This is a genomic window from Cytobacillus sp. Bva_UNVM-123 (assembly GCF_046351715.2).
Classification (GTDB): Bacteria; Bacillota; Bacilli; order Bacillales; family Cytobacillaceae; genus Cytobacillus.
In genome coordinates this window covers 3,770,390-3,795,649 of the sequence record NZ_CM177772.1, presented here as the reverse complement: position 1 = coordinate 3,795,649, position 25,260 = coordinate 3,770,390, and the positions used below count along the sequence as shown (strand labels likewise).

The following is a 25,260-nucleotide window of genomic DNA, read 5'->3' as shown; positions in this document are numbered from 1 at the left end:
AGAGCAAAATCAAATTCCTGTTGTAAGAAAATTTTTCAAAAAAATGAATGCTGGGTGTGAATTATGATGAAGAAAGAAGTAAAGAAAGCGATTAATTTACGAAGTGAAGGTAAACTAAAGGAATCAAACGAGCTTCTCTTAAAATTAGTAGCTGAACATCCAGATGATGCATTCATCCATTATCAATGTGGATGGAGCTATGATGTATTAGGTTTAGAATCTAAAGCGGTATCATATTATGAAGCTGCTATTTCGTTAGGACTATCCGGAAAGGATTTGGAAGGAGCGATCCTTGGACTTGGAAGCACCTATCGAACACTAGGAGAATATGAAAAATCAAAAAATGTTTTTATAAAAGGAATTAAGTTGTTTCCGAACAATCGGGCCTTGCAAGTATTTTATTCGATGACACTATATAATTTAAATGATCATAAAAGCGCTATGGCTTTGTTGCTTAATTGCTTAATTGAGACAACAAATGATAAGGAAATTTTAAGCTATAAGAAGGCGATTCATTTCTATAAGGATCAACTGGATCAGGTTTGGAGGTAAGGTAGGTTTAACTAGAAAATCGAACTCTCTTTATTATGATGATGAAATGGAAAAAGGAGCTTATATGAAAAAGTGGTCAGGTTCAGCAGGAATATGTGTGAAGGAACAAAGGCTTTTAATGGTATTACAAGGAAAAATAGATGAGCCAAAGAGATGGTCTGTACCCTCTGGTGGTTTATTAGAAGGAGAAAGCTTTGAAGCGTGCTGTATTAGAGAGCTTAAAGAAGAAACAGGCTATGATATTAAAATTAGTCGTCCACTTTTTAAGAAAGAGACAGAATACATAGAAGTACAATATTTTGAAATTGCTATTATTGGTGGCAAAGCAGAAATTCAAGATCCGGATCATTTAATATACGAAATTGCATGGAAATCTATCGAGGAAATAAGTAGTTTAAATTTATCATTTCCAGAGGATGAGGAATTCCTAATTCAATACCTTCAAAAATCTTAAGGAGCTGAGTCTATTGGTAAGCGTATATGATAAAGCAAAATACCATTATGATGGTGATTTTCCAGAAGATATCAAAATAGAGCAAGCATTTGTACATACTGGTATGTTCCTTGGCTGGATCATTGACCATCAGTTATTTAGTCAAGATTTTGAAGAGGAAGCACAAACAGAAATACAAAAGTTTTATCGAAGAGAGCTGACAGGGACCCAAATATATATGAATTGGGACGGTGTCTTAGCTAGTGATATGTTAAATGATGAAGGAAATCAGTTTGCTCAAGCTTATTTTGATTTTGATACAGGCCACTACTTAGATGATTATCAGGATACATTCCCTGACGTAGAAACGTTGTATCATGTGATCGATAATTGGGAGAATTATCGAAAACTTAAAGTAATTATTGATGAAAGATATGTAGATTGGCAAAAAAAGAATAGGTAAATTAATTGAAGGAGCAGCACAATGAAGTTACATATTAAAGAAATAAACGAAAAACTTGCAATAGACATTTTAACATGGAAATACGAACCACCATATGACTTTTATAATAATGAAGTAAATGCAGAAGCAATAAAAGAAATGCTGGACACCCCCTATCATATTGTCGCCGATCAAAAGGGCGAATTAGTCGGGTTTTATTGTTATGGAACATCTGCACAAGTACCGAGCGGTTCACAATTCGGTGCTTATGAAGAAGATTTCATTGATATTGGCATTGGAATGAATCCTCATTTAACAGGCAAAGGAAATGGCTCTAACTTCTTTTCTTTTATTCTTCAGCATATTCAAACGAGCTTTCCACAGAAGTGTATTCGTTTAACGGTGGCGACCTTTAATAAAAGAGCCATTCATCTTTATGAAAAGCTCGGGTTTGAAAAGCAGATCGAATTTAATAGCGGGCAAGTCGAATTTATGACAATGGTTTTGGAATGACTATTTAGCAAGTTAGAGACGAAAATAAAAAAAATCATCCGCTTTATGTATGGCACAAAACGTGGACGATTTTTTTTAGCTAGTAGGGAAGTTAACTCACGTACTAAAGTAAAAATGAGATGCTGATATATTGTTACATATGAAAAGCTTGGGCTTTGGCCGACAAATACCAAGTTTTTCTTGAGCAACATAGAGTGATCAACTGCTGTGATAAACGCCAACCACTACTCCATAAATAATCGCATTAGCTGCTTTGATTGGCGAATAACTTGAATTAGCTGGCTCCAATACATAGCTGTCATTATCGAATTTTAAAGTTTTGACTGTTGCTTCATGTTCAATAGCAGCTACGACAATTTGGCCACTTTCAGCATATGATTGTTTTTTTACGATTACGTAATCACCATCATTAATATTGAGATCAACCATGGAGTCCCCTTTTACACGAAGGATAAAATCTCCACCCTTGCCGATTGAATATGGAACTTCAAGGTAGCCATCTAAATTCTCTATCGCAAGGATCGGATTCCCTGCTGCGACGTTCCCTAAAATAGGTAATTTAATAAATTTATCGCTCGGTAGATAAGTATCCTCTTTTTCTCGGATATTCGAAACGCTTTTGAATTTATCCGTTCTGATTCTTTTGTACATTAAATAATGAATAAAACTGTGCAATTCTAGTTTTTCTTCTTCCGCTAAGTTAAGTAAATGCAGATTTAATTCTCCATTTTCAGTGAAAAAGCTCGTTGATTTTTGATGATTTATTTCTGCACCTAATAAAATATAATCAGTCGAAACATGAAAGAATTCCGCTAAAGCAATAACCGCTTTTCCCCCAGGTATGCTTCTATCCTTTTCCCATTGGTTCACACTGCCTCTTGAGGCGTCTATCGCTTCTTCTAGTTTCCCCATTGAATAGCCTATTTTTTCCCTTAATCCTTTAATGCGAGAACCTATCGTATCCATAAAAAACACCTCATTGTTAAAAATATGGCAGTAAAAATCCAGGATTACAGAAAATAATCTGTATTTATATTGACTTCGCTGAAAATAATCTTTAGAATTTAAGTAATAATAGCGTAAACAATATGACATTAAAACGCAAATTATAACAACTAACGAAGAGATTGACAGCCAATAACTATCAAATCGGAGGTGTGAGAAATTGAAAAGGTGATTTTTAGTAGAGTTTTTATAACTGACGCGAGTTGCGAAAAAGATGTTTTCCTCAAACAAAAACTATCTGCTATCACCTCACCTTTAATTATATCAAATATATCAGCAAAAAATTAAATACGATAGGCAATAATTTTGAAAGGGGTGTTCAAGTTGACTAATACCAGTATTGAACTATCTATGCTTCCAGAGGAATATCAAGACGCTGCGGAAATAATTGGTATCGATTCATTTTTAAAGCTTTGTCATTATTATGGTGGAACAAACCTTTATATCCCGAAACGTGATCGCGTAATGAGGCATTTTCGTGATATAAAAATAAAACAGGAGTTTAATGGAGGCAATTATAAAGAGCTCAGTGTTAAATACAAGCTCAGTGAGAGCTATGTACGTAAAATTATCGGAGGAATTTCTTAATTGATTTTGGAAATAACAACTCATTTTCTGTAAAAGTAGTTGGAGTCGTTGAATAAAGTGTAGCGTAACAAAGTAGTTCCTTGATCTATCTGTAAGATCCATAAGAATCGACTTAAAGTAGATGAATGAAGTTGATTCTCCCGTGCGGGCGTCAAGAATCGACCTCAAAGAGAATGAACGAAGTCGATTTTCTCATGCGAGCCCTAAGAATCGACCTCAAAGCAGATGAATGAAGTCGATTCTCCCGTGCGAGCGTCAAGAATCGACCCCAAAGCAGATGAATGAAGTCGATTCTCCCGTGTGAGTGCCAAGAATCGACCTCAAAGCAGATGAATGAAGTCGATTCTCTCATGTGAGCGCCAAGAATCGACCTCAAAGCAGATGAATGAAGTCGATTCTCTTATGCGAGCGGCAAGAATCGATCCTAAAGCAGAAACAAAGTTGATTTTTTCCAATAAGCCATAAGAATCGAAATAAAATCAGATGAACAAAGTCGGCACAGAGAAATATAGCTGACTTTTTTCCATTTTATTCCGAGTTTGAGCTCGGAGGATATATAGGTTTCCGATATGATTCTATTTCGCAGAACTAGATTCCTAAACTACTTGAAAAGAAACTCCACCTGATCCATTTTACAATTACTAGTGAAGGCAAATGAGCCACACTGGTTTTTTGTTTTTCGGGGAGCTTCCCATATCAAGCACAGTGGTATACATCAAACGGGTGATGAAGAATCTATTAGTATCTACGAAGTGATTAGCGGGCGTAGGTGATAGGTTTGGAGCTTACGCACTAGTTGGCGACGATGGATACGGCGAATGTTTGCTTTTCTTTCGAAATAGATAAATAGTATTCTTCATATTTTGTACGCACACTTTTCACCCGCACGCGTTAATTTTAGGAGATAAAGGAGGTAAATTTGTGGCGGAATGGATTGTTCAGCTAGTGCTAGGAGCAATGATAGGGATTATTTCATTCTTCTTAAAATCCTTTAAAACACAGCTAGATAAAAACGATGAGCAGCTGCAAATTCAAGTTGAAGCTGTAAAAGCAGATTTAGGTAAATATAAGCTAGAAGCTACTGAACGTTTTGTCCAAAAGGATGATTTTATCCGTGCTACAGCCGTAACAGACCGAAAACTTGATAAAATTTATGATGAACTTATGAAGCTTAACAAAATAAGTATGGGGGATAAATCGTGATGGAACAAAAAGAAGTATTGAAGAATCGACAATATCGTGGTCAAATTATGCGAATAGTGGCGATGTTTTATCCTAGCCCTGTTACGGTTAAGCAATTAAAGCTGGCACTTCAGGAATATGGATTGCTTCATACGGCTGACATTGATAAACATATTCATTATTTAGCTGACGATTCTGATAAAAAGAATCCTCCTTATGTTCGACGAGAAGATAGTTTTATGAAGGAGCTTTTGGATGACGATAGGCTCTATATTACCAAAGCAGGTATTAAACTTATCGAGGGCAGCATACAAGATGATGATGTACTTCTGTAGGCAACAAAAAATAAAAAGAGACCTTTCATGAAAGAAGGTCTTTTTTTGTGCCTTAAAGGAGGTGATAACAATGAATGTTGATTTAACCATCTATGAGACTTCTATTATCCCAGCAATCATGTTTATTTTATGGGTGATTGCTCAAACTGGCGTTCCAAAAAAGCTATTTCCTCTTATCGCTTTATGTTTGGGGATATTAGCTGGTCTTGTATTTATTGGGCAGTCTCTAGAGGGGGTTTTAGTGGGCATATTGCTCGCAGCCGCAGCAGTTGGATTTCATAGCGGCACGAAGAATGTGATCGAAGGAGGAAAGGCACCTCCTCATTAAAGTTGTTATTTCACGACCGTTTATTATTTACTAGAAAGAAGATTTCTCCAGTAGAAAAATGGAGGGAGATGATACGTTGTGGCAGTTGTAAGCATTAATACGATTAGGGAAGCTGTTATAACAAAGCTTAAAGCTCATTTTCCGTCGCTGCCCATTTATGGCGATGAATTGGCACAAGACTTTCTAAAACCTAGTCTTTTTGTAAAATTATTTTCTGTTGAGCAAGACCAAATCATGGGTAATCGGTATAGGCGGAATCATTCGTTCATGATTCACTATTATTCTGATTCTGAAATTCCTCATGATGATATGCATAAGATGGCTGAACAATTGTATAGCTTACTGGAATTTGTGAGTATACAAGAAGATTTGTTCAGGGGGACAAAAATGAAGCACGAAATCAAGGACGGGATGCTTCATTTCAATGTTAACTACACTATGTTTTTGATGAAAGAAACAGAGCCAGTAGATGAAATGGTAGATTTATCAATTAATGGCGCTAGTAGAGGTGAATAAAATGGCAAATAAAAAGAAAAGCACTGATGAAGCTTTTTCTAAACAGCAAATTCTTTCCTCGGAAAATTACCGTAATCAGAGAGATTTGCTCAACGCATTATTAAAAGAAGATAAGGACTACAGCTTAAAAGAAGTTAGTCAACTAGTAGCAGACTTTATGAAAAGGAAGGTGAAGTAAAATGGCATTAGGAGGCGGAACATTTACATCACAGAACAAAGTATTACCAGGTGCCTATATTAATTTTATCAGTGCGAAGCGTGCGTCATCTGCGCTTTCAGAAAGAGGCACAGCAGCATTGGCGTTAGAACTTGATTGGGGGATTGAAGGGGAGGTCTTTACCGTTAAGGTAGAGGATTTCGAAAAGCACTCTCTTAAACTATTTGGCTATTCTTTTGATCATGAAAAATTAACAGGATTAAGGGATTTATTCAAAAATATCCATACTGCTTACTTATACAAGCTGAATAAAGGAGTAAAGGCTTCAAATACTTTTGCGACCGCTTTGTATAGTGGTGCAAGAGGAAATGATTTAAAAATTGTGATTGCCACAAATGTCGATGACACTAAGAAGTTTGATGTCATGACATTGCTAGGCACTGAAGTGATTGATTCCCAAACAGTTACGGAAATGGGTGAATTGAAAGCGAATGTTTTCGTCACTTGGAAAGCGGATGCGATTTTAGCACCAACTGCAGGAACGCCTTTAACTGGTGGTACGAATGGTGAGCAGCCTACAGGTCTAGAGTATCAAGAGTTCTTAGATAAGATTGAATCGTATCATTTTAATACGCTTGGTTGTTTAGCCATCGATCCTGTTATTTCTGCCCTGTTTGTCGCTTTTACTAAACGTATGCGTGAAAAAGTTGGAGCAAAATTTCAAACAGTTGTCTATCGATCTGCAGCCAATTATGAAGGTGTGATTTCTGTAGAAAATAAAGTCGTCAATGCTGATCCACAGTCACTAGTATATTGGGTAACTGGAGCTTCGGCAGGCTGTGCAGTGAACAAATCTAATACAAATAAACGGTATGATGGCGAGTTTACTGTTGATGTTGATTATACTCAAACAGCATTAGAGGATGCCTTGAAGGCTGGAAAATTCATTTTCCATAAAGTCGGTGATGAAGTTCGAGTGTTAGAGGATATCAATACATTAGTTAGCTTCACAGAAGAAAAGAACGATGATTTTAACAGCAACCAGACGATTAGAGTTCTTGACCAAATCGCTAACGACATTGCCGTGCTATTTAATAACAAATATCTCGGTAATATTCCGAACAATGAGTCGGGAAGAATTTCATTATGGAACGATATTGTTAAACATCATCAAGAACTTGAGACATTGCAGGCGATTGAGAATTTCACGCCTGAGGATGTTGTTGTCGAAAAAGGAACGGGAAAAAAATCTGTTGTTGTCAGTGATTCCATAACCGTTGTGAATGCAATGAGTCAATTGTATATGACAGTAACAGTAGCTTAAGGAAGGAGAGATGAATCTTGGCTCAAACAATGAATGCAAAAGATGCGTTAAGTGCTTCGCTTGCGGAGTGTTTCGTCACAATCGAGGGAAATCGTTATAATTTTATGCAGGCGATCAATTTAGAAGCCTCGATCGAAAAGACAAAAAGTGAGGTCCCGATTCTAGGTAAGACAGGGAAAGGCAATAAATCAACAGGATGGTCGGGAAGTGGTTCCGCGACATTTCACTATAATACATCAATTTTTCGTGAACTGCTTTATCGCTTTAAGGAAACGGGTGAGGATATTTATTTCGATATTCAAGTAACGAACGAAGATCCGACATCTGGTGTCGGCCGTCAAACCGTCATTTTGAAAGATTGTAATATGGATGGCGGAATACTTACGAAGTTCGATGCAGATGCAGAATATTTAGAAGAGGACTTGGAATTTACCTTTGATGATTTTGAGATTCCGGAAAAATTCAATCTTTTACCAGGGATGAATTGATTGAATGTTTATTTTACTCTCATTGTGAGTTATAATGAAGACAATAATAGCATGATTGCATATTGTATATAATAAAAAAAGACAGAAGGTGCTGGTAACACCGACTGTCACATACAATAGTCGCCTCTCTAAGAGCGGCCGGCTCGACTTAGTCAAATGAATAGACCAATCCCTACAAGTTTTCGAGGCTCAAGGGAGGTCTATTTCTTTTTGTCTTGCGACAGTAGGACGATTAAAGCGCCAAAAGCTATCATAAGAGATAAGGCTTCATAAACTGTCATTCGCATCACCCCCTTTCAAAATGGGAGTGAGCCAGACCACCCTTGAGTGAGCCGATATTATTGTATAAGGAATATTATACCATGACCCTTACATTGATGACGTTTGAATATAGATAGTTTTTTCATTTTATTAATTAATTGGAGGTTTAAAGATGAGTCATTTATCAGCGTTTTTAGCACAAAACGCAATTAAAGTAGAGAACGTAAAATATGTCGCTTCTAAACGTTTTGTTGAAGATGGACGACCAATTGAATGGGAAATTTGCTCGATTACACCTGAGGAGGATGAAGTGCTAAGAAAAAAATGTACGACCAGAGTTCCGATTCCAGGAAAAAGAAACCAGTTTGTCCCAGAAACAAATTACAACGCCTATTTAGGAAAACTTGGTGCGAGATGTACGGTTTATCCTAATTTAGATGATGCTGAACTACAAAATAGCTACGGTGTAATGGGAGCTGATTCTCTTCTAAAGGTTATGCTCACACCGGGGGAATACGCTGATTATTTATCGAAGGTTCAAGAGGTTAACGGTTTTGAAGTATCTTTAGAGGATGCAGTTGACGAAGCAAAAAACTAATAAATGAAGGCGATTATGAAGCAAACATCGCTTATTATTGCCTTCATAAATTTCATAAATGGCCTCATGAATATGAAGCCTTATCAAAGTATGAAAAAGCTTTCGTCATTGCAGCCATCCAAATAAAATTGGAACAGGAAAAGCGTGAAGAGAAAAAGATAAGTTCAAAGAGGAAAAGAAGATAATGTAGATGAAAAATCCTTTTTATAAAAATTTACTTTTTCAAATTGAATGATAAACATTTTAAAAGCACTCATTTTATCGGGTGCTTTTTGTTTTGAAAAGAGGTGAAGCAATTGGCTACGATTAGTTCATCTATTCAACTATTAGGAGGGATGAATTCAGCATTAAACAGTATGAATAGAGCAATGACCATTGTTCTAAATAGCTTTGAAGTCATGCAAAGGGCCTCAAGCAATGCTATAGATACATCTAGTATTCAGGCTGCACTTCATGAACTTTCTCGTGCTGAAAGTGCTTTTAATGCAATTGAAAATGAAATTAACCAAGCAAATAATGCCCAAAGCCAACTAAATAATAATCTTATAAATGGTCAAACTGCTGCAGATGGCCTAGCAAACAAGGTCAAGAATGTAATTGGGAAATATTTAAGCATTGAAGGGCTAAAAAAAGGTGTTGGTTTTGTAAGTGATTTTCTAGGTTCTGCAGATGCCTTAAATACAGTTGAAACAAGACTTGCAAATGTCATGAGCAATATAGGTGCCACCCGAGCGGAATATGAATCTCTTCATGCAAAGGCTAGTGAAGTTGGAAGCAAAAGTACATTTGGAAATACAGCATTATTAGCAGGTGCAGGAGAGCTTGGTACGTATTTGCAGTCAGGTGAAGCGATAGAGACGATGATGGATACATTGGCTGACTATGCTGCCGGGATGGGAGGTATCAATGTCGATGATGGACAAATGGTAGATTTTGCGGGACAGCTAGGGAATGCACTAAATGGACAATATCTCGATCTGCAAAGAAATGGCTTTCAAGTATCTGAAGCCCAAAAGAAAATCATCGAAAATGGAACAGAGATGGAAAAAGTGGCTGTTATTTCAGATATTATCGGTCAATCATGGGACGGGATGGCCGAAGCAATGGCAAATACGCCACAAGGACAAATTGCGCAATTGAAAAATAACTTTGAGGAGATTAAGCAAAATGTTGGCAATGCCTTATATCCTGCAGTGCTTCAATTTTTAAATATATTAAATTCGAATATGCCCCAAGTTGAAGTTTTAATGCTGAATTTTGCGCATGCGGTAAGCATTGTCATTGAATTAATAAGCGGCCTATTTAACATAGCAAGTCATGTCGCAACATTTATTTTAGATAACTGGTCATTAATTGCCCCTGTGATTTTCGGTATTACCGCAGCAATCCTTGCATATACTGCCGCATTAGAAATAAAAAAAATGGCTGAAGTAGCTGAAGCTGTATGGCTAGGCATTCGAACTTTAGCGACTGGCTTGTTAACAGCTACAACATGGGGAGGCGTACAGGCGACGATATCTGCAACTGCAGCCCAATGGGGATTAAATGCTGCATTAATGGCTAATCCGATCATGTTAGTTGTTTTGGGGGTTATTTTATTAATTTCAGTCATTTACTTAGTCGTTGCTGCTATAAATAAATTTGCCGGGACTTCATATTCAGCAACAGGGATAATAGCAGGTGTTTTCTCTACATTAGGCGCCTTTATTTATAATATTGTGGCCTTTTGGTGGAATATTTTTGCTTCATTTATCGAATTTATTGTAAATCTATTTAATGTAGATCTCGAATATAACGTAAAAAGAGCATTTGTTAATGTTGCAAATGTTGGTCTTGATATGGCGATCGCATTAACGAAGGGCTGGGATGGTTTTGCAACAAGCTTTGTCAACGCAATTATTTCTGCAGTTAATGGGGCAATAAGAGCATGGAATTGGTTTGTTGATTTACTACCAGATAGTGTTACAGATTTACTTGGAGTTGGCAAAGGAACAGAATTCACCTATAGAACTTCTATCACTAGTGATCTTGAGAATTTGAAAACAGGGTTAAATAAACTGATCGGTGAGACACCGGCTAATTACTGGGAAGCGCCTAAAATGAATATGAAATCACTAGGGGATGCTTGGGATACTGGCTACAGCTGGGGCTCTAATTTATTTGCAAAAGACGACAGGAAAAAAGAAGATAAATTTGAAGATATTTTAAAACAAACACAAGGAGCCTTTGAACCACTTAATGAGACTGGAAACAAAACAGCAGCAAACACAGAAAAAATGGCAAATTCGATGGTAGCGACTGAAGAAGATTTAAAATATCTTCGTGATGTGGCAGAGCGTGATGTGATTAATCGATTTACTACAGCCGAGGTTAAGGTTGATATGACGAATAACAATAATGTTAATACTAATTTGGATATCGATGGCATTATTGACCGTTTCGGAGAAAAGCTAGTGGAAACATTGGATTCTGTTGCGGAAGGGGTGTAATGATGGCTTATAGTTTTTTCATTGACAAAGTACAATTTCCTGTTGCTCCTTCAAAGTTTAGTACAAAAATAAAGAATCAGAATACGACGATTACACTCATCAATGAAGGTGAGGTTAACTTGCTTAAACAAGCGGGATTAACTGAGCTTTCATTTGAACTGCTGCTACCCAATATAAAGTATCCATTCGCTGTTTATCCAGATGGTTTTAAACCAGCAACATACTATCTAAAAAAACTAAAAAGTCTTAAAGTGGATAAAAAGCCCTTTCAATTTTTAATGACCCGTATGAAGCCCGACGGTAACTTATTTTCCGATACAGAAATGATAGTATCGTTAGAAGAATATGAAATAAAGGATGACCATGCATATGGCTTTGATATGGTCGTACAAGTCCAGTTAAAGCAATATCGTGAGTATGGCACGAAAGTAGTTGAATTTGTAAAGCCTAAGAATGATACAAAAGCTGTTGCTAAAACTTCCAAGACTAGGTCAACTGTAAATGCTCCATCTGCACCTAAGTCTCACAAGGTAGTGAAGGGTGATACGTTGTGGGCTATATGCAAAAAGTATTTAGGAGATCCGACTAAATATCCGGAAATCGCAAAGAAAAACAATATAAAAAATCCAAATCTTATCTATCCTGGACAAATTATAAAGTTTTGAGTGATAGTTGTAGAAAGTAAGGTGATCAAATTTTGAGCAATATTGAACTTACTATTCAAAATGCTTCAAACATAATGATACCTGTTGTGGAAGAAGGGATTGTTTGGGAAACGGCTAGAAGGGGAGTACCAGGCAAATTAACCTTTACTGTTATTAAAGATGAAATATTAGATTTTCAAGAAGGAAATGAAGTTCGTTTGAAAGTTGGTGGTCAGAATGTTTTCTGTGGTTATGTATTTATCAAGAAGCGTTCTAAAGAGGGCCTTATTAATGTCACTGCTTATGATCAATTACGCTATTTAAAGAATAAAGATACGTATGTTTATGAGAATAAAACAGCTTCTGAATTTATAAAGATGGTTGCCGCGGACTTTCGTTTAAATACCGGAACTATCGAAGACACTGGCTATAAAATCGCTAGTAGAACTGAAGATAATAAAACATTATTCGATATGTTTCAGAATGCGTTAGATTTAACCTTAGAAAATAAAAAGAAAATGTATGTCTTTTATGATAACTTTGGCAAATTGACGCTAAAAAATATTGAATCGATGAAGCTGAATATACTACTGGATGAAGAAACGGGAGAAAATTTTGAATATACTTCATCCATCGATTCAAACACGTATAACCAAGTTAAGCTCTCATATGACAATGATAAAACAAGCAAACGTGAAATCTATATTGTTCATGACAGCAACAATATTAAAAATTGGGGCTTGCTACAGTATTTTGAAACCATACAGGAATCTACGAATGGCAAAGCTAAAGCAGACGCTCTATTGTCTCTCTATAATCGGAAAACTCGAAATTTAAGCATGAAAAATGTGTTCGGCAACATTTATGTGCGTGGCGGCAGCATGTTAGTTGTGAAGCTTAATTTAGACGACGTTAAAGTAATGAACTATATGATCGTGGACAGCGTAAAACATACCTTTAAGGAAAGTGAACACTTTATGGATCTTCGTTTAATTGGTGGTGAGTTTGTAGCATGATTGATATGAATGATATTGTTATCGCTATTAAGAAAGCTGCCAAAGAAGCGATAGAAGCAGCTGATCCAACTGCCATTCAATTCGGTAAAGTAACTAGCACTTCTCCATTAAAAATAGTCGTTGAGCAAAAGAAGGAATTAACGATTGCTCAATTAATTTTAACGAGAAATGTGAAAGATTATGAGACAGAAATGACAGTCGAGCATGTAACAGAAGTCACCGATGCCCATACTCATGACTATAAGGGACGGAAAAAATTTCTCGTGCATAATGCTTTGAAAGTCGGTGATCACGTAATGTTGCTAAAAATCCAAGGTGGGCAAAAATATATTGTGTGGGATAAAGAGGTGAGTAGATGATTCCCCAAGTGAATGATGGTTTAGTAGCGGACTTTGAAGAGGCTTCCCCACTGCCAACAAAAAACTATAAACTCTATCCAGAAAGAAATCGCTGTGTTGGCTTCACTGATGAAGTAGAAGCATTGAAACAGGCGATTTTTTTAATGCTTCAAATTGAGCGATATGATCACTTCATCTATTCATGGAATTTTGGGATAGAGCTGAAGGATTTGTTTGGCAAGCCTCTCGCATATGTTTTACCTGAAATTAAACGGCGAATTAGCGAATGCCTGACTCAAGACGAGCGCATTACTGGAGTTGATCAGTTTTCCTTTGACGTAAAAAAGGCGAAAATTCAAGTCACATTTACGGTTCATAGCATTTATGGAGAAATCGAAGGCGAAAAGGAGGTGATTTACTAAATGGCAATGGATATAGATGTAACGTATGAGGATTTATTAGCACAAAAGCTTGCTAAAGTTGATCCATCACTCGATACACGCGAAGGAACATCAATGATTTATAACGCAGTTGCTGCTAATAGTGCTGAAACGATTCAGATGCTTATTGCTTTAAAAAATACAGTTGATTTAGTTTTTGCTGATACAGCGCCTCGCGAATATTTAATTAGACGTGCAGTGGAGCGTGGCTTGAAGCCTTTTGAAGCGACGAAGGCAAGGCTTAAAGGCGTTTTCAACAAAAACGTTCCTATCGGTGCTCGTTTCTCATTAGATGAGTTGAATTATATAGTCATAGACAAGTTAAAAGGCAATGAGTATGTAATGGAGTGTGAAACATATGGAGAGGCTGGAAACCTATTCCTCGGGGCATTAATTCCGATTGATTATATTGATGGATTAACTTCTGCAGAATTAACGGAAGTGCTTGTACCTGGAGAAAATGAAGAAGAAACAGAAGCCTTCCGAACACGCTATTTTAATAGCTTTGAATCAACTTTATTCGGTGGGAATCGAAAAGATTACAAAGATAAAGTGAGCTCCTTGCAAGGTGTTGGCGGTGTTCGAGTGTACCGGGCTTGGAATGGCGGCGGTACAGTCAAGCTCGTCATTATTAATTCACAATATGAAAAACCTTCTTCAGCATTGGTAGATGATATCCAAGAAGCTGTTGACCCGTTGGATGGACAAGGGGATGGATTAGGAATAGCACCAATCGACCATATTGTGTCGGTATTTCCAGTAGACGAAAAAATGATAGACGTAAATCTTACTATCACCTATCAAAACAGTTGGAGCTGGGCTGACATAGAAGCAAAGGTGCACTTGGTAATTGACGAGTATTTTAAAGAATTAGCGAAAGAATGGGCTGAATCCGATGATGATCAAGCTGGTGTGGTCGTAAGGATTTCCCAGATTGAAACACGTCTACTTGGGATACCAGGTGTGCTAGATATTGCGAACACACTATTAAATGGTGCTGAGATGAATATTGCGCTTACGAAAGAAGCAATACCAAAGCGAGGTGTTGTAAATGGCTAGAGAAGTTAATATCTTAAACTACTTACCGCCAGTTTTACAGGAAATAAAAGAATTAATTGAAATTGCAAATATGGAAAATCCAATCCTAGAAAACGTATGGCAGGAAATCGAAAATACACTTAATAATCAATTCATCCTAACGGCCAATGAACAGGGTGCTGCCCGCTATGAACAAATGCTAAAACTCAATGTTCCCGGTACAGATGTGCTAGAAACCCGCAAATTTCGCATTCTTACACGCTACCAAGAACAACCACCATACACAAATCGAGTTTTAAAGCAGCTGCTCGATAATTTACTTGGTGAAGGGCAGTACGAAATGACTCGGGATGTAGTGAATAAAACATTAACTGTCAAAATTGAACTCACTGTTAAAGGCCAATTTGATGCGGTAGTTATCATGCTAGAAAGAATAGCACCACAAAACATGGTCCTGACAGTTGAAATCCGATACAATCAACATTCAAAATTAGCAAACTATACACATGCTCATTTAGCAGCATTTACCCATGAACAACTAAGGAATGAGGTGATTTAATGGCTACCAATACACCAAATTATAACTTGCAAAAGCCAGCTCCAGACGAATTTTATAATGTCGCCGTCCAAAATAAAAATATGGATAAAATCGATAAAGCATTAGAAGAAATTAGCAAACAAGGAGATGGCATTATCCAGCAAGATACTCCACCGGCTAACGCAAATGTAGGTGACTTATGGTTGGACACGAGCGACAACACATATCAAGGTACTGTATTTGAAGAAATAAAGAATGGAATTGATTCGCATTTGGCTGAAAAAGCTTCTTTGACAAAAGATGGGCATGTGCAGTTAAATAGTGCAACAAATAGCAATGATGAAACCACAGCCGCAACGCCAAAAGCTGTTAAGGTGGCATATGATCGAGCAGATGCGGCTTTTACATCAGCCAGTAACGGGAAAGTCGTAGTCCGAGACGCGATTACTGGCAAAGGTGGTACGGTAGCGGACTCAGATGGTGATGGGTATCCTACCTTCCAAGAATTAGCTAATGGTATAAACGATTTATCTGGTCCAACTAAAATAATCGCTAGAAGCTTCAATGATTTCAGTGCTACTAGTATTGACAGTGATGATAATCTGTATGGTACGCAAAGCAATCAGATCAGGAAGTATGCTCCTGATGGTACTCTTTTGTGGAGTGATTCAAGTACAGATAAAACAATAACTAAAGATGGCTATGTACACAATAGCACTAGCGGTCTAAGAATATATAATTTTGGTGGAACATTGACCGCTTCAACTACTTTTAGGAAAGTAGGAGCATCATATCGACAGAAAGGAAACGGAAATCTATTAACCAGCAGATTAAATGGCAGTGGTACTAGCTATATCATCGATCTTTATGATATGAATGATATTCTTGTTTTATCGAAATCAGGTTTTACAAGCGTAAAAAGCAGATTTTTAAATAAAAAGGATTCCTTCGTGGCGGTAAATGGAACTGGTGCAGCATTAGGGGCTACGACTGAATACCATATTATATCTCCAAGCAATGATATAACCACGTACAGTGGAATTGGATACATGTCGTGGTCGTTAAACGTAACAGACATATAGGAGGGAAACGATATGTTAATAAAGGTTAATAACTTAATACAAAAAGACGGATACGCAGATTACAAGGGTTTGGATACTAAAAAAATTGTAGGAGGCTCACAGCTTTATCCATTAAACGAAAACGCCGCTTATTTTGAATACCAAGGGGAAGTTAACATAGGTGGAGATGTTGAAACAGTAACACCCGAAGCTTATGAGACTGTAAAACTCCAAATCGAGGAAGAAACGCCAGTGTCACCAGAAGAAGAATTAGCTCAGCTTAAACAGCAAGTAATTGCACAACAATCAGCCATTAATATGATCTTGGGGGTATAACAGATGAATAGTCCATTATTCTTTTATTTTAAAACAGCTTACGCAATTGGCACAAGCCCTGTTACCACAAAAGACACATTAAAAAATGCTGTGGCAAAAGGCTACATTACAGAAGATGAATACCGTCAAATTACGGGTGACACATACGCAGCCTAGTAAACGACAGGAATATAATACGACAAAAAATAAACACCTTTTGAGGTGTATTTTTTTGTCAGATGAGGTGAAAGTTTATGGCAACTTTAAAAAGAAAAAATGAAAGTGGCAATTGGGATTATTTGCAATTAACAGGTAAGGATATCTCTGATTTACAGCAAGAGCTTGTATCGCATTTGGCTGATGAGGTAAAACATATTACGGCTGCTGAACGCACAAACTGGAACAGTAAAGCGGCAGGATCACACACACACACACCGAGCCAAGTTGGATTAGGAAACGTGGATAATGTGAAGCAAATCCCAGCGAGTGAAAAAGGGCAGCCGAATGGTGTAGCAAAGCTAGATGCAAATGGTAAGGTGTTAAACGCAGATGGGTCAAGTGAAAACGTTGAATATATCGTTTGGCGGGATTCGGTTACAGAAATAGCGCCAGGAGCAACGTATATCAAACGTATCACCATGCCAAAAAACGCTAATCTATATGTTGTTGGTGCAACAAGGCTATATAGCCCAACAGCAAATAATATGATGTTCAAGTTTAATAAAGAACTTTTAACAAAAAACAGCAATAACGCTTATATCGTGGTTTCGGGAAACGCAAATGTTTTTCCTGGACAAAAAGAGGTCACTATTAATAATTCAACGGCTTATCCTACAATGGGAAACCCTTTTGGCGCTGGTTTTAGTGCTAATGGACATCTCTTTATCACATATGTAAAAGTAGACATAACTCAAGGTTGGATAGAGTTTCACATAACGAATAGCGGCGGAATTAACACATTAGGGATCGAAGTATTCTTGGAGGTGTTTACATGATCATCATTTATAATAAAGCCAAGCTAAAAATAGTGAGTACTGTTGCCAGTAACGAAACCATTGAAGAGGTTATAGAAAAAGATGCAATTCGTAACTTCGGTGGGAAAATAGACGATTATGCATCAATCGAATTAACAGTAGAAGAAGTTGCGAAAACATCGACACATGAATTTACGATAGTAAATGGACAGATTGTTTTTGGTGATGAAAAAGTAATTGAAGAACCGCCAAAAGAACCTTCAGAAGTTGAGCTATTAAATGATTATGTGGTGGACGTGGATTATCGAGTAACAATGATTGAACTTGGACTAAATTAAATAATTGGAGGAATGTAAAATGAACAACCTAACTTACCGTGCTTGTAAATCCCAAATTGAAAGAAAGTCTTATATTAGCAAAGAAGATATGCAGCAGAAACTTGATATTTTTCTTGTGGGAAATCGTATCAACCAAGATGAGTATACAGAGTTAACAGACACTTTAACTGTTGCGTAATGTCACTATAGGAATATAATGCGACATAATCTAGTAAAGTGCGATTGAAGATAATAGAAGATTATTTCCCACCTATAAGTAATGAATATAGGTGGGGAATTTTATACTTTCAGTGTTGAATTAAGTTGTTTAATTTTAAGGATCTAAATATTAAAAAGTTCACTTCAGCCTATAAAGAAAACTATCTTATCTAATCCTTAAAAATTCTTCATCTGTATAATTTTCTTATCGAGTTAAATTTTAAATATTCCTTCGTTCATTTATTAGAGTTAATCTAGTTCCGTTTGATAGTGCTATCCTTGATGGATAGGTGTTTTTTCCCCTTCATTTAAGCAATTAAACGTATAATTTAACATTTGAAATAAGTGGAAGATTTATAATCAATAATTTTTTATTGCCTCCACCCTCAACACATTACTATTTTCAACCTCCCCCTCTTTATTTTCACTAGTCCTTTCCTAAACATAAATGCATCGAAAACCTACCCTCATTATTTCAACAAACAATCTCTATATAATCTTGGAAAATCTCTTTTAAGAAAATAATAAGGTGTTCCTTAAAATGACCAAGAAGGTAATCAACAAAGCTTTGTAGAAGTAATCTAAAGAAGTAGCTCTGGCACAATTAACAAAATAAAATTTCAGGAGAATCAACATGACTCAAAATGGGATTGTTTTAGTTGTAAGTGTATCGTTGATGAAAAATAATGAAGTTTTGCTCATAAAAGAAAATAAAGCTTCTGCTCGAAATAAATGGAATTTTCCTTCTGGGCGTATTGAAGATGGTGAGGATATATGTGTGGCCGCTTGTAGGGAGGTAAAGGAAGAGACAGGATATGATGTGAAGCTTTCAAAAGCAACTGGAGTATACAATTTTATAAGTAATACGAATCATCATGTTATTTTATTCCACTTTATCGGAGAAATTATTGGTGGTTCATTAGCAATTGATGGAGCGGAAATTATTGATAGTCAGTGGATTGCTTTACATGACCTTGTGAAAATGAATCATGAAGAACTGCGTGATGCGGGTGTACTAAAGCAAATGACGGAAGCTGTGTTAAAGGAAGAGCATTATCCACTCGCTTTATTTAAAAAGCAATTAGGTGCTTGCTCTACATATAATGATACAAAATCGTAACGAAGCAACTAGGAGGATGTATGTCTAAAAAGACGATTGTTTTTACTGGTGGCGGTTCTGCTGGTCATGTGACTCCAAATATTGCTGTCATTCATGAAATAAGAAATGAGTGGAATATCCATTATATTGGGTCAAAAACAGGGATTGAAAAGGAATTAATTGAAAAAATAAATACCCCTTATTTTGGAATAAGCTCTGGGAAATTGAGAAGATATATAGACTTTGAAAATGTGAAAGATATTTTTCGCGTATTGAAAGGATGTATGGAGGCAAGGAGCCTTTTGAAAAAAATAAAACCGGATTTAATTTTTTCAAAAGGTGGATTTGTGACTGTCCCTGTAATTTTAGCTGCGAAATCATTAAAGATTCCGATTTATATTCATGAAAGTGATATTACACCGGGCTTGGCCAATAAAATTTCTTATCGTTTTGCCACAAAAATATTTACTTCGTTTGATGAAACGAAAACATATTTCCCAGAGCATAAAACAAAAGTGATAGGGTCACCGATTAGAAAAGAAATTCTCCAAGGCTCAATGAGTAAAGGAAGAAAGCTTCTCGGTTTTGATCATACAAGGCCCATTATCACAATTATGGGTGGGAGCTTAGGGGCGAAAACAATTAATGAGACAGTGAGAGAATCCTTAAAACAGCTAACAGCTAATTATCAAATTGTCCATATTTGTGGAAAAAATAATCTTGATCATCATTTATCTTCAGCTTCAAGTTATCGGCAGTTTGAATACGTTCATGAAGATCTACCAGATATTTTAGCAGCTACAAGTATCGTTATTACTCGTGGAGGTTCTAACGCCATCTTTGAGTTTTTGGCTCTTACGATTCCAATGATTATTATTCCTTTAAGCTTGCATCAAAGTAGAGGAGACCAAATTTTGAATGCAAAGGCATTTGAAAATAAAGGATATTCACTTACATTGGAAGAAGATAAGCTAAATAGTCATACATTATTAGAATACGTTGAGACTATTCATAAAAATAAAGAAGAATTTCGAAACAAGATGAGAGCGTCTTTTAAAGGAAATGCATTACAAACACTAGTAGATGAAATTAATAATAGCTGAGAGGCATGTAAATGAAGAAGGATGAGCTAGATAAAAAGCAAAAACAGGAACGTAATCCGATATTCATTTGGCTGATTCCATAAATCGAGCTATGGTAGGGGATCCAACGGCCTTAAAGGGGAATGGCTGTCTGACCAATCTATTGTTGATTGTCGCCATTATAATTGGATTTTTCCTGTTTTCAAAATGTGCAAATTAACTTATTAATATCACTATTTAAATCTGCAAGTCTATTTAACTGTAAGTGGATGATAAAACGAAAGGAAGAACCATTTTGATTATTGAATTAGAATGCCGAAACTTTTATAAATGCAATGATTTAATAAATAGGGATGGCCAATTAGAAGTGAAAGCAATTGTCGACGGTGTAAATCCTGGCCGTATTTTTGTAGATGATGCGGATTCACCTAATTCTGGACTCATCTGGCTCGGGAACAATGATGGCTTTTTCTTTATTGGCAATGAAAAGAATGAGAAATTTAATGATGAAATCAACGATTTTATTGATCACTTTATTATACCTGAAGCAAAAAAAGTACATTTAAATTGCTTCGAAGCCATTGGAAATCATCCAAAATGGAACGAAACGATTGAAAAATTATTTAACCATCGTCAGTTGGAAAGCTGGAATCAAAAAGTTTATAAGCTCGAAAAAGGTCAATATCAGGAAAACTCCGAACCAATAATTGAAGAAGACTATCGAGTTTTAAAAATAAATAAGGAATTATTTGAAAGTACCATCGATAATACCGAATTTTTACTTGCAAAAATAGAAGAATGTTGGTCCTCACCTGAAAGTTTTTTCAATAATGGGCTTGGTTATTGTATCGTTCATCAAAATAAAATAGTGAGTATTTGTTTTTCGGGGTTCGCTGTCGACCATACACAAAGTGTAAATATAGAAACTTTAAAGGAACATCGCATGAAAAAATTAGCCCAGAAGTTAGCCCATTGTTTTGTACAAGGGTGTTTAAAAAATGAATTAATTCCCTATTGGGACTGTATGGAAGAAAATAAACCTTCCATTGCAATTGCAGAAAATATTGGCTTGACCAATGCTTTGAACTATAAAGGTTATTATTTTTCATTTGAATGAAATCGAGTAAAGAGGGATTATTATGTTAATTAGAGAAATTCAACTTGAAGATGCTGAGAAATTTGTAAATTTAGTAAAGCAAGTAGAGGAAGAAGCGCAGTTTATGATGATGGAGCCTGGGGAACGAATGCTGTCTGCAGACGTCCAGCGAAAAAGAATTGAACAGATGAAAAATGAACCAAATTCGACAGTTCTCCTTGCTGAACAAGATGGAAACTTAGTAGGTTATTTAATAGTAGTTGGTGGGAGTGGAAAGCGAATTTTACATAGAGGTTATCTTGTCATTGGCATTTTAAAAGAATACCGTGGTCAAGGAATTGGTTCCAAACTGTTTCAACGATTAGACGAATGGGCAAAAACTCATCATATTTCACGTTTAGAGTTAACGGTTGTCACTAAAAATGAAATCGCAGTTGCTCTTTATAAAAAAAGCGGATTTGAAATTGAAGGAACGAAACGAAATTCGCTATCGATCGATAATGAATATTATGATGAGTATTATATGGCAAAATTATTATAATGGTAGGGCGTCTCTCAATAAGGGACGTTTTTTGGTTTAGGACATGATAGATTTGCAATTAGTAGATAAAGTAACTACGCTTTGTTTTTGAAACTATTTTCTGATTAATTCGTATATTTAATAAGGAGATGTTTGTAGTGGTAGGTGTGAAGATGGAGGATTATTATTGGGATAACAAGCTGGAATATTTAAAGAATACGAGGGATTTATACTATAATGATGACTATTTGGCGTTTTTAGTTAATTTTGTTTGGAAGCTGACTAAACCTGTGAATCTGATTGATTTCGGGTGTGGGTATGGCTATTTAGGACTGAAACTATTGCCTCTATTGCCAAAAGGCTCAACATATACGGGAATCGATAAAGGGGGAAAATTAATTAAAGAGGCAAGGGAGCTTTTTCGGGATCTCCCATATGAAACGGAATTCATGATTGCCGATATGACTGAACTGGAATTAGAAAGTAAGTATGATGTCGCAGTTTGCCATGCATTTTTATTGCATATGGCTGACCCGAAAAGCATGCTGGAAAAAATGGTCGATTCTGTTGTTCATGAAGGTAAAATTATCTGCTTTGAACCTAATTGGATTTCGAATATGTCGTCCTATTACATAAATGAACAGGAACAATCACATATTATTCAGCTCGGTATTCTGCAAAAATTATTTGAAAACGATGCGAAACAAAATCGGATAGATGGCAATATCGGAATTAAAATACCAATATATTTAACAGAATTAAATGTGAAAAATATTGAGTGTAGAGTTAGTGATAAAGTGAATTTTCTTCATCCTAATATGAATCAAAAAGATAAGCAGCATTTATATCATTCTTTTAAAGAGGAAGGGATAGGGAACGAACCTATTAAGAAAAAAGAATTTATTGAACGTTTAATAGCTCGGGGACTGACAGAAGTGGAGGCAATTAAACAGTTTGAAGCTGAGTTACACTTTTCGGAAATTTTTAATATAAATACTTCTCTCATGTATGCGCCAAGTATGAAGATTACGTATGGAGAAATATATAAAGAGGGCTAAATAAATCAGTGTAAACTTTGAAAGGAGACCTAAATGAAACTCATTATAATAGTTGGTCCCCAAGCTGTTGGTAAAATGACGGTAGGGCAGGAACTAGAAAAAATCACTGAATTAAAGCTGTTTCATAACCATATGACGATCGAATTAATTAATCCATTTTTTGAGTACGGAACAAAAGAAGGAAATAGGTTAGTAAATTTAATTCGCCAAGAAATATTTGCCGAAGTTGCGAAAAGTAACATGTATGGTTTAATTTTTACTTATGTTTGGGCATTTGATCTTCAAGCAGATTGGGATTATGTAGAAAAAGTTAGTACTCTATTCGAATCGAACGGGGGAGAAGTTTATTTTGTTGAATTGGAGGCTGAACTTGAAGAAAGACTTGAACGAAACAGAAGTGTTAATAGGCTTGAACATAAACCAAGCAAGCGAAATATAGACAAGTCCGAAGCTGATTTAAAAAATACAATGGTAAAGTATCGGTTAAATTCGGTAGAGGGTGAAATAAAAAAGGAAAACTATATCAAAATTAATAATACCAATTTATGTGCGGAAGAAGTTGCGAAACTTATTAAAGAAAAATTCGCTTTGTAAAAAGAAAGAAGATTAATTATCATGAAATGGAGTTTAAAAATGCAAAAATGGAACACTCTGAAGTCGGAATATTTGCATAATAGTCCATTTGGGAATATTAGAAAAGATAAATGTAAATTGCCAAATGGATTGGTCATAGACGAATATTATGTGAATGAATATGCAGATTGGGTCAATGCTATAGTCATTACGAAGGAAAATCAAATCGTCCTTGTTGAACAATATCGTTACGCAGGTAACGATTTTTATTTAGAAATTCCTGCTGGAAAAAGAGAAGGAAATGAATCACATGAGGAAGGATTAATTAGAGAGGTTAGAGAGGAAACAGGCTATATTTCCTTAACAAATCCGATCCTATTAGGAGAATTTATGGTTAATCCTGCTACTCAAAATAATAGAGTTAAAACATATTTAATTGTAAATGCATTTAGAAAATATGAACAACAATTAGATGATACTGAACAGATAAATGTTAGATTGATAGACTTTGAGGAAATGGCAAATTTAATTTGGACGAATGAAATAAAAACACAATTATTTACTGTGAGTGCTTATTTTATGGCAAAAGATTATTTGGAGAAAAGAAGAAAATAAGTGATCGGAAAAAAGCAGGAGGATATAATGAGCAATAAGATTAATTATCAGTTTTGGACGGTATGTATGATTCAAAATCAAAATAAGGTACTTTTACTAGATAGACAACATGATGATTTTAAAGGGTTCATTCCTCCTGGTGGGAAGGTAGAATTTCCTGAAAGTTTTATAGAGGCTGCAATTAGAGAAGTGAAGGAAGAAACAGGACTAGAGGTTAGTAATCTCATTTATAAAGGACTGTATGAATATGTCAATCAGGAAAAAAATGATCGATACATCATTTTTAATTATATCACTACTAGTTTCACTGGGGAGTTACTCCAGGAATCGCCTGAAGGAAAAGCTGTTTGGGTAAATATTGAAGATGTAAAAAACTTACCGATGCAAAAATCAATTCGACGTAGATTCCCGCTGTTTTTTGAAGAGGGCACTTTCGAAATTCATGTTGAATGGGATAATGAAACAAATTCAGAAGGAAAAGTAATGGTTAGAAAAACATAGAATGTCCCATTAAAACTTCCGCATATTTCTAAATGGATAGTCGCTTATACAAAAAAAATTTGCGGATTAGCAAGGTTGAAGTATAGTTGATGTAAGAAATAGAGAGGAAGGGATGGATTGGTGAAAAATAATTTATCATTCGAGATCCCAATTTATACGGTCGCTAATTCAGTATTACCAAAGCCCATTTCAGGAAACTATGATTATTGGCTTCCGTTGTTAACCTTTTTTTTAGAAAAAGCTGATTCTATTGAAATTCATTGCTGGAATGAAGAAGTGAATACAATTGAAGAACTTAGCTCTCTACTTAGTGATGCCTTAACGATTCGTTTTGATGGAGACCTCTCCATTTTTAAAGGAATGAAAACACCTGCTCTCACTGATTATATTCTATTTCATCATTTGAATAAAAAAGGTGAGTTCAAATGGTTTACAGTAAATTTATTAAATGAATTAACGTTAATGTTTCATTCAGGACATTGGGGCACAGAATTTTTTGTACCAGCTGTCACACATAAGGAAATTGCATTTATCAAAAGTGTCTCTCCAATGGGAACGACTTTTTATGAATTTCAATAATGATAATAGATTAAAGGAGTTTAGTT

At 35.8% G+C, this 25,260-nt stretch carries 37 protein-coding genes; 35 read left to right on the top strand and 2 right to left on the bottom strand.

Annotated features, from left to right (window positions below; genetic code table 11):
- Positions 1-66 precede the first annotated feature (66 nt).
- The 4 genes from KDN24_RS19495 to KDN24_RS19480 all read left to right on the top strand — a co-directional run bounded on the left by KDN24_RS19495 (position 67) and on the right by KDN24_RS19480 (position 1,940).
- On the top strand, positions 67-552 hold the full coding sequence (locus KDN24_RS19495; protein ID WP_409972955.1) for a tetratricopeptide repeat protein: 486 nt from the start codon (positions 67-69) through the stop codon (positions 550-552).
- Positions 553-616: 64 nt separating this feature from the next.
- Positions 617-1,006, top strand: coding sequence for an NUDIX hydrolase (locus tag KDN24_RS19490; protein WP_409972954.1), 390 nt, complete (start codon positions 617-619; stop codon positions 1,004-1,006).
- A 13-nt stretch (positions 1,007-1,019) separates the two neighbouring features.
- Entirely contained in the window at positions 1,020-1,448 is a 429-nt protein-coding gene (locus tag KDN24_RS19485) for a DUF7832 domain-containing protein (protein ID WP_409972953.1), read from the top strand.
- 21 nt (positions 1,449-1,469) lie between these two features.
- Entirely contained in the window at positions 1,470-1,940 is a 471-nt protein-coding gene (locus tag KDN24_RS19480) for a GNAT family N-acetyltransferase (protein WP_409972952.1), read from the top strand.
- 198 nt (positions 1,941-2,138) lie between these two features.
- Here KDN24_RS19480 and lexA read toward each other — a convergent pair whose 3' ends face one another.
- On the bottom strand, positions 2,139-2,906 hold the full coding sequence (lexA, locus tag KDN24_RS19475; RefSeq protein ID WP_409972951.1) for a transcriptional repressor LexA: 768 nt from the start codon (positions 2,904-2,906) through the stop codon (positions 2,139-2,141).
- A gap of 363 nt (positions 2,907-3,269) precedes the next feature.
- On the opposite strand from lexA, the gene KDN24_RS19470 reads away from it, so the two are divergent.
- The 8 genes from KDN24_RS19470 to KDN24_RS19435 all read left to right on the top strand — a co-directional run bounded on the left by KDN24_RS19470 (position 3,270) and on the right by KDN24_RS19435 (position 7,863).
- On the top strand, positions 3,270-3,533 hold the full coding sequence (locus tag KDN24_RS19470; RefSeq protein ID WP_409972950.1) for a Mor transcription activator family protein: 264 nt from the start codon (positions 3,270-3,272) through the stop codon (positions 3,531-3,533).
- A 921-nt stretch (positions 3,534-4,454) separates the two neighbouring features.
- Positions 4,455-4,736, top strand: a complete 282-nt coding sequence (locus KDN24_RS19465) for a hypothetical protein (protein ID WP_409972949.1) — start codon at positions 4,455-4,457, stop codon at positions 4,734-4,736.
- The gene (locus KDN24_RS19460) at positions 4,733-5,050 is read left to right on the top strand and encodes a hypothetical protein (protein WP_409972948.1); all 318 of its coding nucleotides are present in this window, start codon (positions 4,733-4,735) and stop codon (positions 5,048-5,050) included. The genes KDN24_RS19465 and KDN24_RS19460 overlap by 4 nt, the downstream gene beginning before the upstream one ends.
- Before the next feature lie 70 nt (positions 5,051-5,120).
- Positions 5,121-5,378: a phage holin family protein gene (locus KDN24_RS19455; RefSeq protein WP_409972947.1), complete on the top strand. Its 258-nt coding sequence runs from the start codon at positions 5,121-5,123 to the stop codon at positions 5,376-5,378.
- A 78-nt stretch (positions 5,379-5,456) separates the two neighbouring features.
- A complete protein-coding gene (locus KDN24_RS19450) occupies positions 5,457-5,894 on the top strand; it encodes a phage tail terminator family protein (RefSeq protein WP_409972946.1) in 438 nt (145 codons plus the stop codon).
- Between the two features lies 1 nt (position 5,895).
- Positions 5,896-6,072, top strand: coding sequence for a hypothetical protein (locus KDN24_RS19445; protein WP_409972945.1), 177 nt, complete (start codon positions 5,896-5,898; stop codon positions 6,070-6,072).
- 1 nt (position 6,073) lies between these two features.
- Complete coding sequence (locus KDN24_RS19440; RefSeq protein ID WP_491348119.1) at positions 6,074-7,375, top strand: phage tail sheath family protein; 1,302 nt, start codon at positions 6,074-6,076, stop codon at positions 7,373-7,375.
- A gap of 17 nt (positions 7,376-7,392) precedes the next feature.
- Positions 7,393-7,863: a phage tail tube protein gene (locus tag KDN24_RS19435; protein ID WP_409972943.1), complete on the top strand. Its 471-nt coding sequence runs from the start codon at positions 7,393-7,395 to the stop codon at positions 7,861-7,863.
- A gap of 200 nt (positions 7,864-8,063) precedes the next feature.
- Here KDN24_RS19435 and KDN24_RS19430 read toward each other — a convergent pair whose 3' ends face one another.
- Positions 8,064-8,117: a hypothetical protein gene (locus KDN24_RS19430; protein ID WP_491348495.1), complete on the bottom strand. Its 54-nt coding sequence runs from the start codon at positions 8,115-8,117 to the stop codon at positions 8,064-8,066.
- 179 nt (positions 8,118-8,296) lie between these two features.
- Here KDN24_RS19430 and KDN24_RS19425 point away from each other — a divergent pair, with 179 nt between their 5' ends.
- The 23 genes from KDN24_RS19425 (at position 8,297) to KDN24_RS19315 (ending at position 25,234) form a co-directional block, all read left to right on the top strand.
- On the top strand, positions 8,297-8,722 hold the full coding sequence (locus KDN24_RS19425) for a phage tail assembly chaperone (RefSeq protein WP_409972942.1): 426 nt from the start codon (positions 8,297-8,299) through the stop codon (positions 8,720-8,722).
- 296 nt (positions 8,723-9,018) lie between these two features.
- The gene (locus KDN24_RS19420) at positions 9,019-11,211 is read left to right on the top strand and encodes a tape measure protein (protein ID WP_409972941.1); all 2,193 of its coding nucleotides are present in this window, start codon (positions 9,019-9,021) and stop codon (positions 11,209-11,211) included.
- 2 nt (positions 11,212-11,213) lie between these two features.
- On the top strand, positions 11,214-11,876 hold the full coding sequence (locus KDN24_RS19415; RefSeq protein ID WP_409972940.1) for a LysM peptidoglycan-binding domain-containing protein: 663 nt from the start codon (positions 11,214-11,216) through the stop codon (positions 11,874-11,876).
- A gap of 32 nt (positions 11,877-11,908) precedes the next feature.
- A complete protein-coding gene (locus tag KDN24_RS19410; RefSeq protein ID WP_409972939.1) occupies positions 11,909-12,871 on the top strand; it encodes an XkdQ/YqbQ family protein in 963 nt (320 codons plus the stop codon).
- Complete coding sequence (locus KDN24_RS19405) at positions 12,868-13,230, top strand: DUF2577 domain-containing protein (RefSeq protein ID WP_409972938.1); 363 nt, start codon at positions 12,868-12,870, stop codon at positions 13,228-13,230. Before KDN24_RS19410 ends, KDN24_RS19405 begins: the two co-directional genes overlap by 4 nt.
- The gene (locus KDN24_RS19400) at positions 13,227-13,631 is read left to right on the top strand and encodes a DUF2634 domain-containing protein (protein WP_409972937.1); all 405 of its coding nucleotides are present in this window, start codon (positions 13,227-13,229) and stop codon (positions 13,629-13,631) included. The genes KDN24_RS19405 and KDN24_RS19400 overlap by 4 nt, the downstream gene beginning before the upstream one ends.
- Entirely contained in the window at positions 13,632-14,708 is a 1,077-nt protein-coding gene (locus tag KDN24_RS19395; RefSeq protein WP_491348118.1) for a baseplate J/gp47 family protein, read from the top strand.
- Entirely contained in the window at positions 14,701-15,246 is a 546-nt protein-coding gene (locus KDN24_RS19390) for a putative phage tail protein (protein WP_409972935.1), read from the top strand. The genes KDN24_RS19395 and KDN24_RS19390 overlap by 8 nt, the downstream gene beginning before the upstream one ends.
- Positions 15,246-16,307, top strand: coding sequence for a tail fiber protein (locus KDN24_RS19385; RefSeq protein ID WP_409972934.1), 1,062 nt, complete (start codon positions 15,246-15,248; stop codon positions 16,305-16,307). Before KDN24_RS19390 ends, KDN24_RS19385 begins: the two co-directional genes overlap by 1 nt.
- Positions 16,308-16,319: 12 nt before the next feature.
- Complete coding sequence (locus tag KDN24_RS19380) at positions 16,320-16,622, top strand: hypothetical protein (protein ID WP_409972933.1); 303 nt, start codon at positions 16,320-16,322, stop codon at positions 16,620-16,622.
- 3 nt (positions 16,623-16,625) lie between these two features.
- Entirely contained in the window at positions 16,626-16,778 is a 153-nt protein-coding gene (locus KDN24_RS19375) for an XkdX family protein (RefSeq protein WP_409972932.1), read from the top strand.
- Positions 16,779-16,855: 77 nt separating this feature from the next.
- On the top strand, positions 16,856-17,596 hold the full coding sequence (locus tag KDN24_RS19370) for a hypothetical protein (protein ID WP_409972931.1): 741 nt from the start codon (positions 16,856-16,858) through the stop codon (positions 17,594-17,596).
- On the top strand, positions 17,593-17,913 hold the full coding sequence (locus KDN24_RS19365; protein WP_409972930.1) for a hypothetical protein: 321 nt from the start codon (positions 17,593-17,595) through the stop codon (positions 17,911-17,913). The genes KDN24_RS19370 and KDN24_RS19365 overlap by 4 nt, the downstream gene beginning before the upstream one ends.
- 19 nt (positions 17,914-17,932) lie before the next feature.
- A complete protein-coding gene (locus tag KDN24_RS19360) occupies positions 17,933-18,091 on the top strand; it encodes a hypothetical protein (RefSeq protein ID WP_491348117.1) in 159 nt (52 codons plus the stop codon).
- Between the two features lie 654 nt (positions 18,092-18,745).
- A complete protein-coding gene (locus tag KDN24_RS19355) occupies positions 18,746-19,231 on the top strand; it encodes an NUDIX hydrolase (protein ID WP_409972928.1) in 486 nt (161 codons plus the stop codon).
- A gap of 20 nt (positions 19,232-19,251) precedes the next feature.
- Positions 19,252-20,313 (top strand): undecaprenyldiphospho-muramoylpentapeptide beta-N-acetylglucosaminyltransferase, encoded by a 1,062-nt coding sequence (gene murG, locus KDN24_RS19350; RefSeq protein WP_409972927.1) that lies wholly within the window; start codon positions 19,252-19,254, stop codon positions 20,311-20,313.
- A gap of 274 nt (positions 20,314-20,587) precedes the next feature.
- The gene (locus tag KDN24_RS19345) at positions 20,588-21,409 is read left to right on the top strand and encodes a GNAT family N-acetyltransferase (RefSeq protein WP_409972926.1); all 822 of its coding nucleotides are present in this window, start codon (positions 20,588-20,590) and stop codon (positions 21,407-21,409) included.
- Positions 21,410-21,431: 22 nt separating this feature from the next.
- Positions 21,432-21,929, top strand: coding sequence for a GNAT family N-acetyltransferase (locus KDN24_RS19340; RefSeq protein ID WP_409972925.1), 498 nt, complete (start codon positions 21,432-21,434; stop codon positions 21,927-21,929).
- 152 nt (positions 21,930-22,081) lie between these two features.
- Positions 22,082-22,966 (top strand): methyltransferase domain-containing protein, encoded by an 885-nt coding sequence (locus KDN24_RS19335; protein WP_409973144.1) that lies wholly within the window; start codon positions 22,082-22,084, stop codon positions 22,964-22,966.
- A 33-nt stretch (positions 22,967-22,999) separates the two neighbouring features.
- Positions 23,000-23,560: a DEAD/DEAH box helicase family protein gene (locus tag KDN24_RS19330; protein ID WP_409972924.1), complete on the top strand. Its 561-nt coding sequence runs from the start codon at positions 23,000-23,002 to the stop codon at positions 23,558-23,560.
- Between the two features lie 39 nt (positions 23,561-23,599).
- Positions 23,600-24,154, top strand: a complete 555-nt coding sequence (locus tag KDN24_RS19325) for an NUDIX hydrolase (protein ID WP_409972923.1) — start codon at positions 23,600-23,602, stop codon at positions 24,152-24,154.
- Between the two features lie 27 nt (positions 24,155-24,181).
- Positions 24,182-24,655 (top strand): 8-oxo-dGTP diphosphatase, encoded by a 474-nt coding sequence (locus tag KDN24_RS19320; protein ID WP_409972922.1) that lies wholly within the window; start codon positions 24,182-24,184, stop codon positions 24,653-24,655.
- Between the two features lie 117 nt (positions 24,656-24,772).
- Complete coding sequence (locus tag KDN24_RS19315; RefSeq protein WP_409972921.1) at positions 24,773-25,234, top strand: hypothetical protein; 462 nt, start codon at positions 24,773-24,775, stop codon at positions 25,232-25,234.
- Positions 25,235-25,260 lie beyond the last annotated feature (26 nt).

Bases quoted from the DNA above. Each gene is read 5' to 3' on its own strand.
- KDN24_RS19365 (WP_409972930.1), top strand. From the start codon at position 17,593: ATGATCATCATTTATAATAAAGCCAAGCTAAAAATAGTGAGTACTGTT.
- KDN24_RS19360 (WP_491348117.1), top strand. From the start codon at position 17,933: ATGAACAACCTAACTTACCGTGCTTGTAAATCCCAAATTGAAAGAAAG.
- KDN24_RS19495 (WP_409972955.1), top strand. From the start codon at position 67: ATGAAGAAAGAAGTAAAGAAAGCGATTAATTTACGAAGTGAAGGTAAA.
- KDN24_RS19455 (WP_409972947.1), top strand. From the start codon at position 5,121: ATGAATGTTGATTTAACCATCTATGAGACTTCTATTATCCCAGCAATC.
- KDN24_RS19355 (WP_409972928.1), top strand. From the start codon at position 18,746: ATGACTCAAAATGGGATTGTTTTAGTTGTAAGTGTATCGTTGATGAAA.
- KDN24_RS19490 (WP_409972954.1), top strand. From the start codon at position 617: ATGAAAAAGTGGTCAGGTTCAGCAGGAATATGTGTGAAGGAACAAAGG.
- KDN24_RS19390 (WP_409972935.1), top strand. From the start codon at position 14,701: ATGGCTAGAGAAGTTAATATCTTAAACTACTTACCGCCAGTTTTACAG.
- lexA (WP_409972951.1), bottom strand. From the start codon at position 2,906: ATGGATACGATAGGTTCTCGCATTAAAGGATTAAGGGAAAAAATAGGC.
- KDN24_RS19320 (WP_409972922.1), top strand. From the start codon at position 24,182: ATGAGCAATAAGATTAATTATCAGTTTTGGACGGTATGTATGATTCAA.
- KDN24_RS19425 (WP_409972942.1), top strand. From the start codon at position 8,297: ATGAGTCATTTATCAGCGTTTTTAGCACAAAACGCAATTAAAGTAGAG.
- KDN24_RS19335 (WP_409973144.1), top strand. From the start codon at position 22,082: ATGGAGGATTATTATTGGGATAACAAGCTGGAATATTTAAAGAATACG.
- KDN24_RS19375 (WP_409972932.1), top strand. From the start codon at position 16,626: ATGAATAGTCCATTATTCTTTTATTTTAAAACAGCTTACGCAATTGGC.
- murG (WP_409972927.1), top strand. From the start codon at position 19,252: ATGTCTAAAAAGACGATTGTTTTTACTGGTGGCGGTTCTGCTGGTCAT.
- KDN24_RS19405 (WP_409972938.1), top strand. From the start codon at position 12,868: ATGATTGATATGAATGATATTGTTATCGCTATTAAGAAAGCTGCCAAA.
- KDN24_RS19395 (WP_491348118.1), top strand. From the start codon at position 13,632: ATGGCAATGGATATAGATGTAACGTATGAGGATTTATTAGCACAAAAG.
- KDN24_RS19415 (WP_409972940.1), top strand. From the start codon at position 11,214: ATGGCTTATAGTTTTTTCATTGACAAAGTACAATTTCCTGTTGCTCCT.
- KDN24_RS19445 (WP_409972945.1), top strand. From the start codon at position 5,896: ATGGCAAATAAAAAGAAAAGCACTGATGAAGCTTTTTCTAAACAGCAA.
- KDN24_RS19325 (WP_409972923.1), top strand. From the start codon at position 23,600: ATGCAAAAATGGAACACTCTGAAGTCGGAATATTTGCATAATAGTCCA.
- KDN24_RS19480 (WP_409972952.1), top strand. From the start codon at position 1,470: ATGAAGTTACATATTAAAGAAATAAACGAAAAACTTGCAATAGACATT.
- KDN24_RS19400 (WP_409972937.1), top strand. From the start codon at position 13,227: ATGATTCCCCAAGTGAATGATGGTTTAGTAGCGGACTTTGAAGAGGCT.
- KDN24_RS19380 (WP_409972933.1), top strand. From the start codon at position 16,320: ATGTTAATAAAGGTTAATAACTTAATACAAAAAGACGGATACGCAGAT.
- KDN24_RS19440 (WP_491348119.1), top strand. From the start codon at position 6,074: ATGGCATTAGGAGGCGGAACATTTACATCACAGAACAAAGTATTACCA.
- KDN24_RS19340 (WP_409972925.1), top strand. From the start codon at position 21,432: ATGTTAATTAGAGAAATTCAACTTGAAGATGCTGAGAAATTTGTAAAT.
- KDN24_RS19330 (WP_409972924.1), top strand. From the start codon at position 23,000: ATGAAACTCATTATAATAGTTGGTCCCCAAGCTGTTGGTAAAATGACG.
- KDN24_RS19385 (WP_409972934.1), top strand. From the start codon at position 15,246: ATGGCTACCAATACACCAAATTATAACTTGCAAAAGCCAGCTCCAGAC.
- KDN24_RS19370 (WP_409972931.1), top strand. From the start codon at position 16,856: ATGGCAACTTTAAAAAGAAAAAATGAAAGTGGCAATTGGGATTATTTG.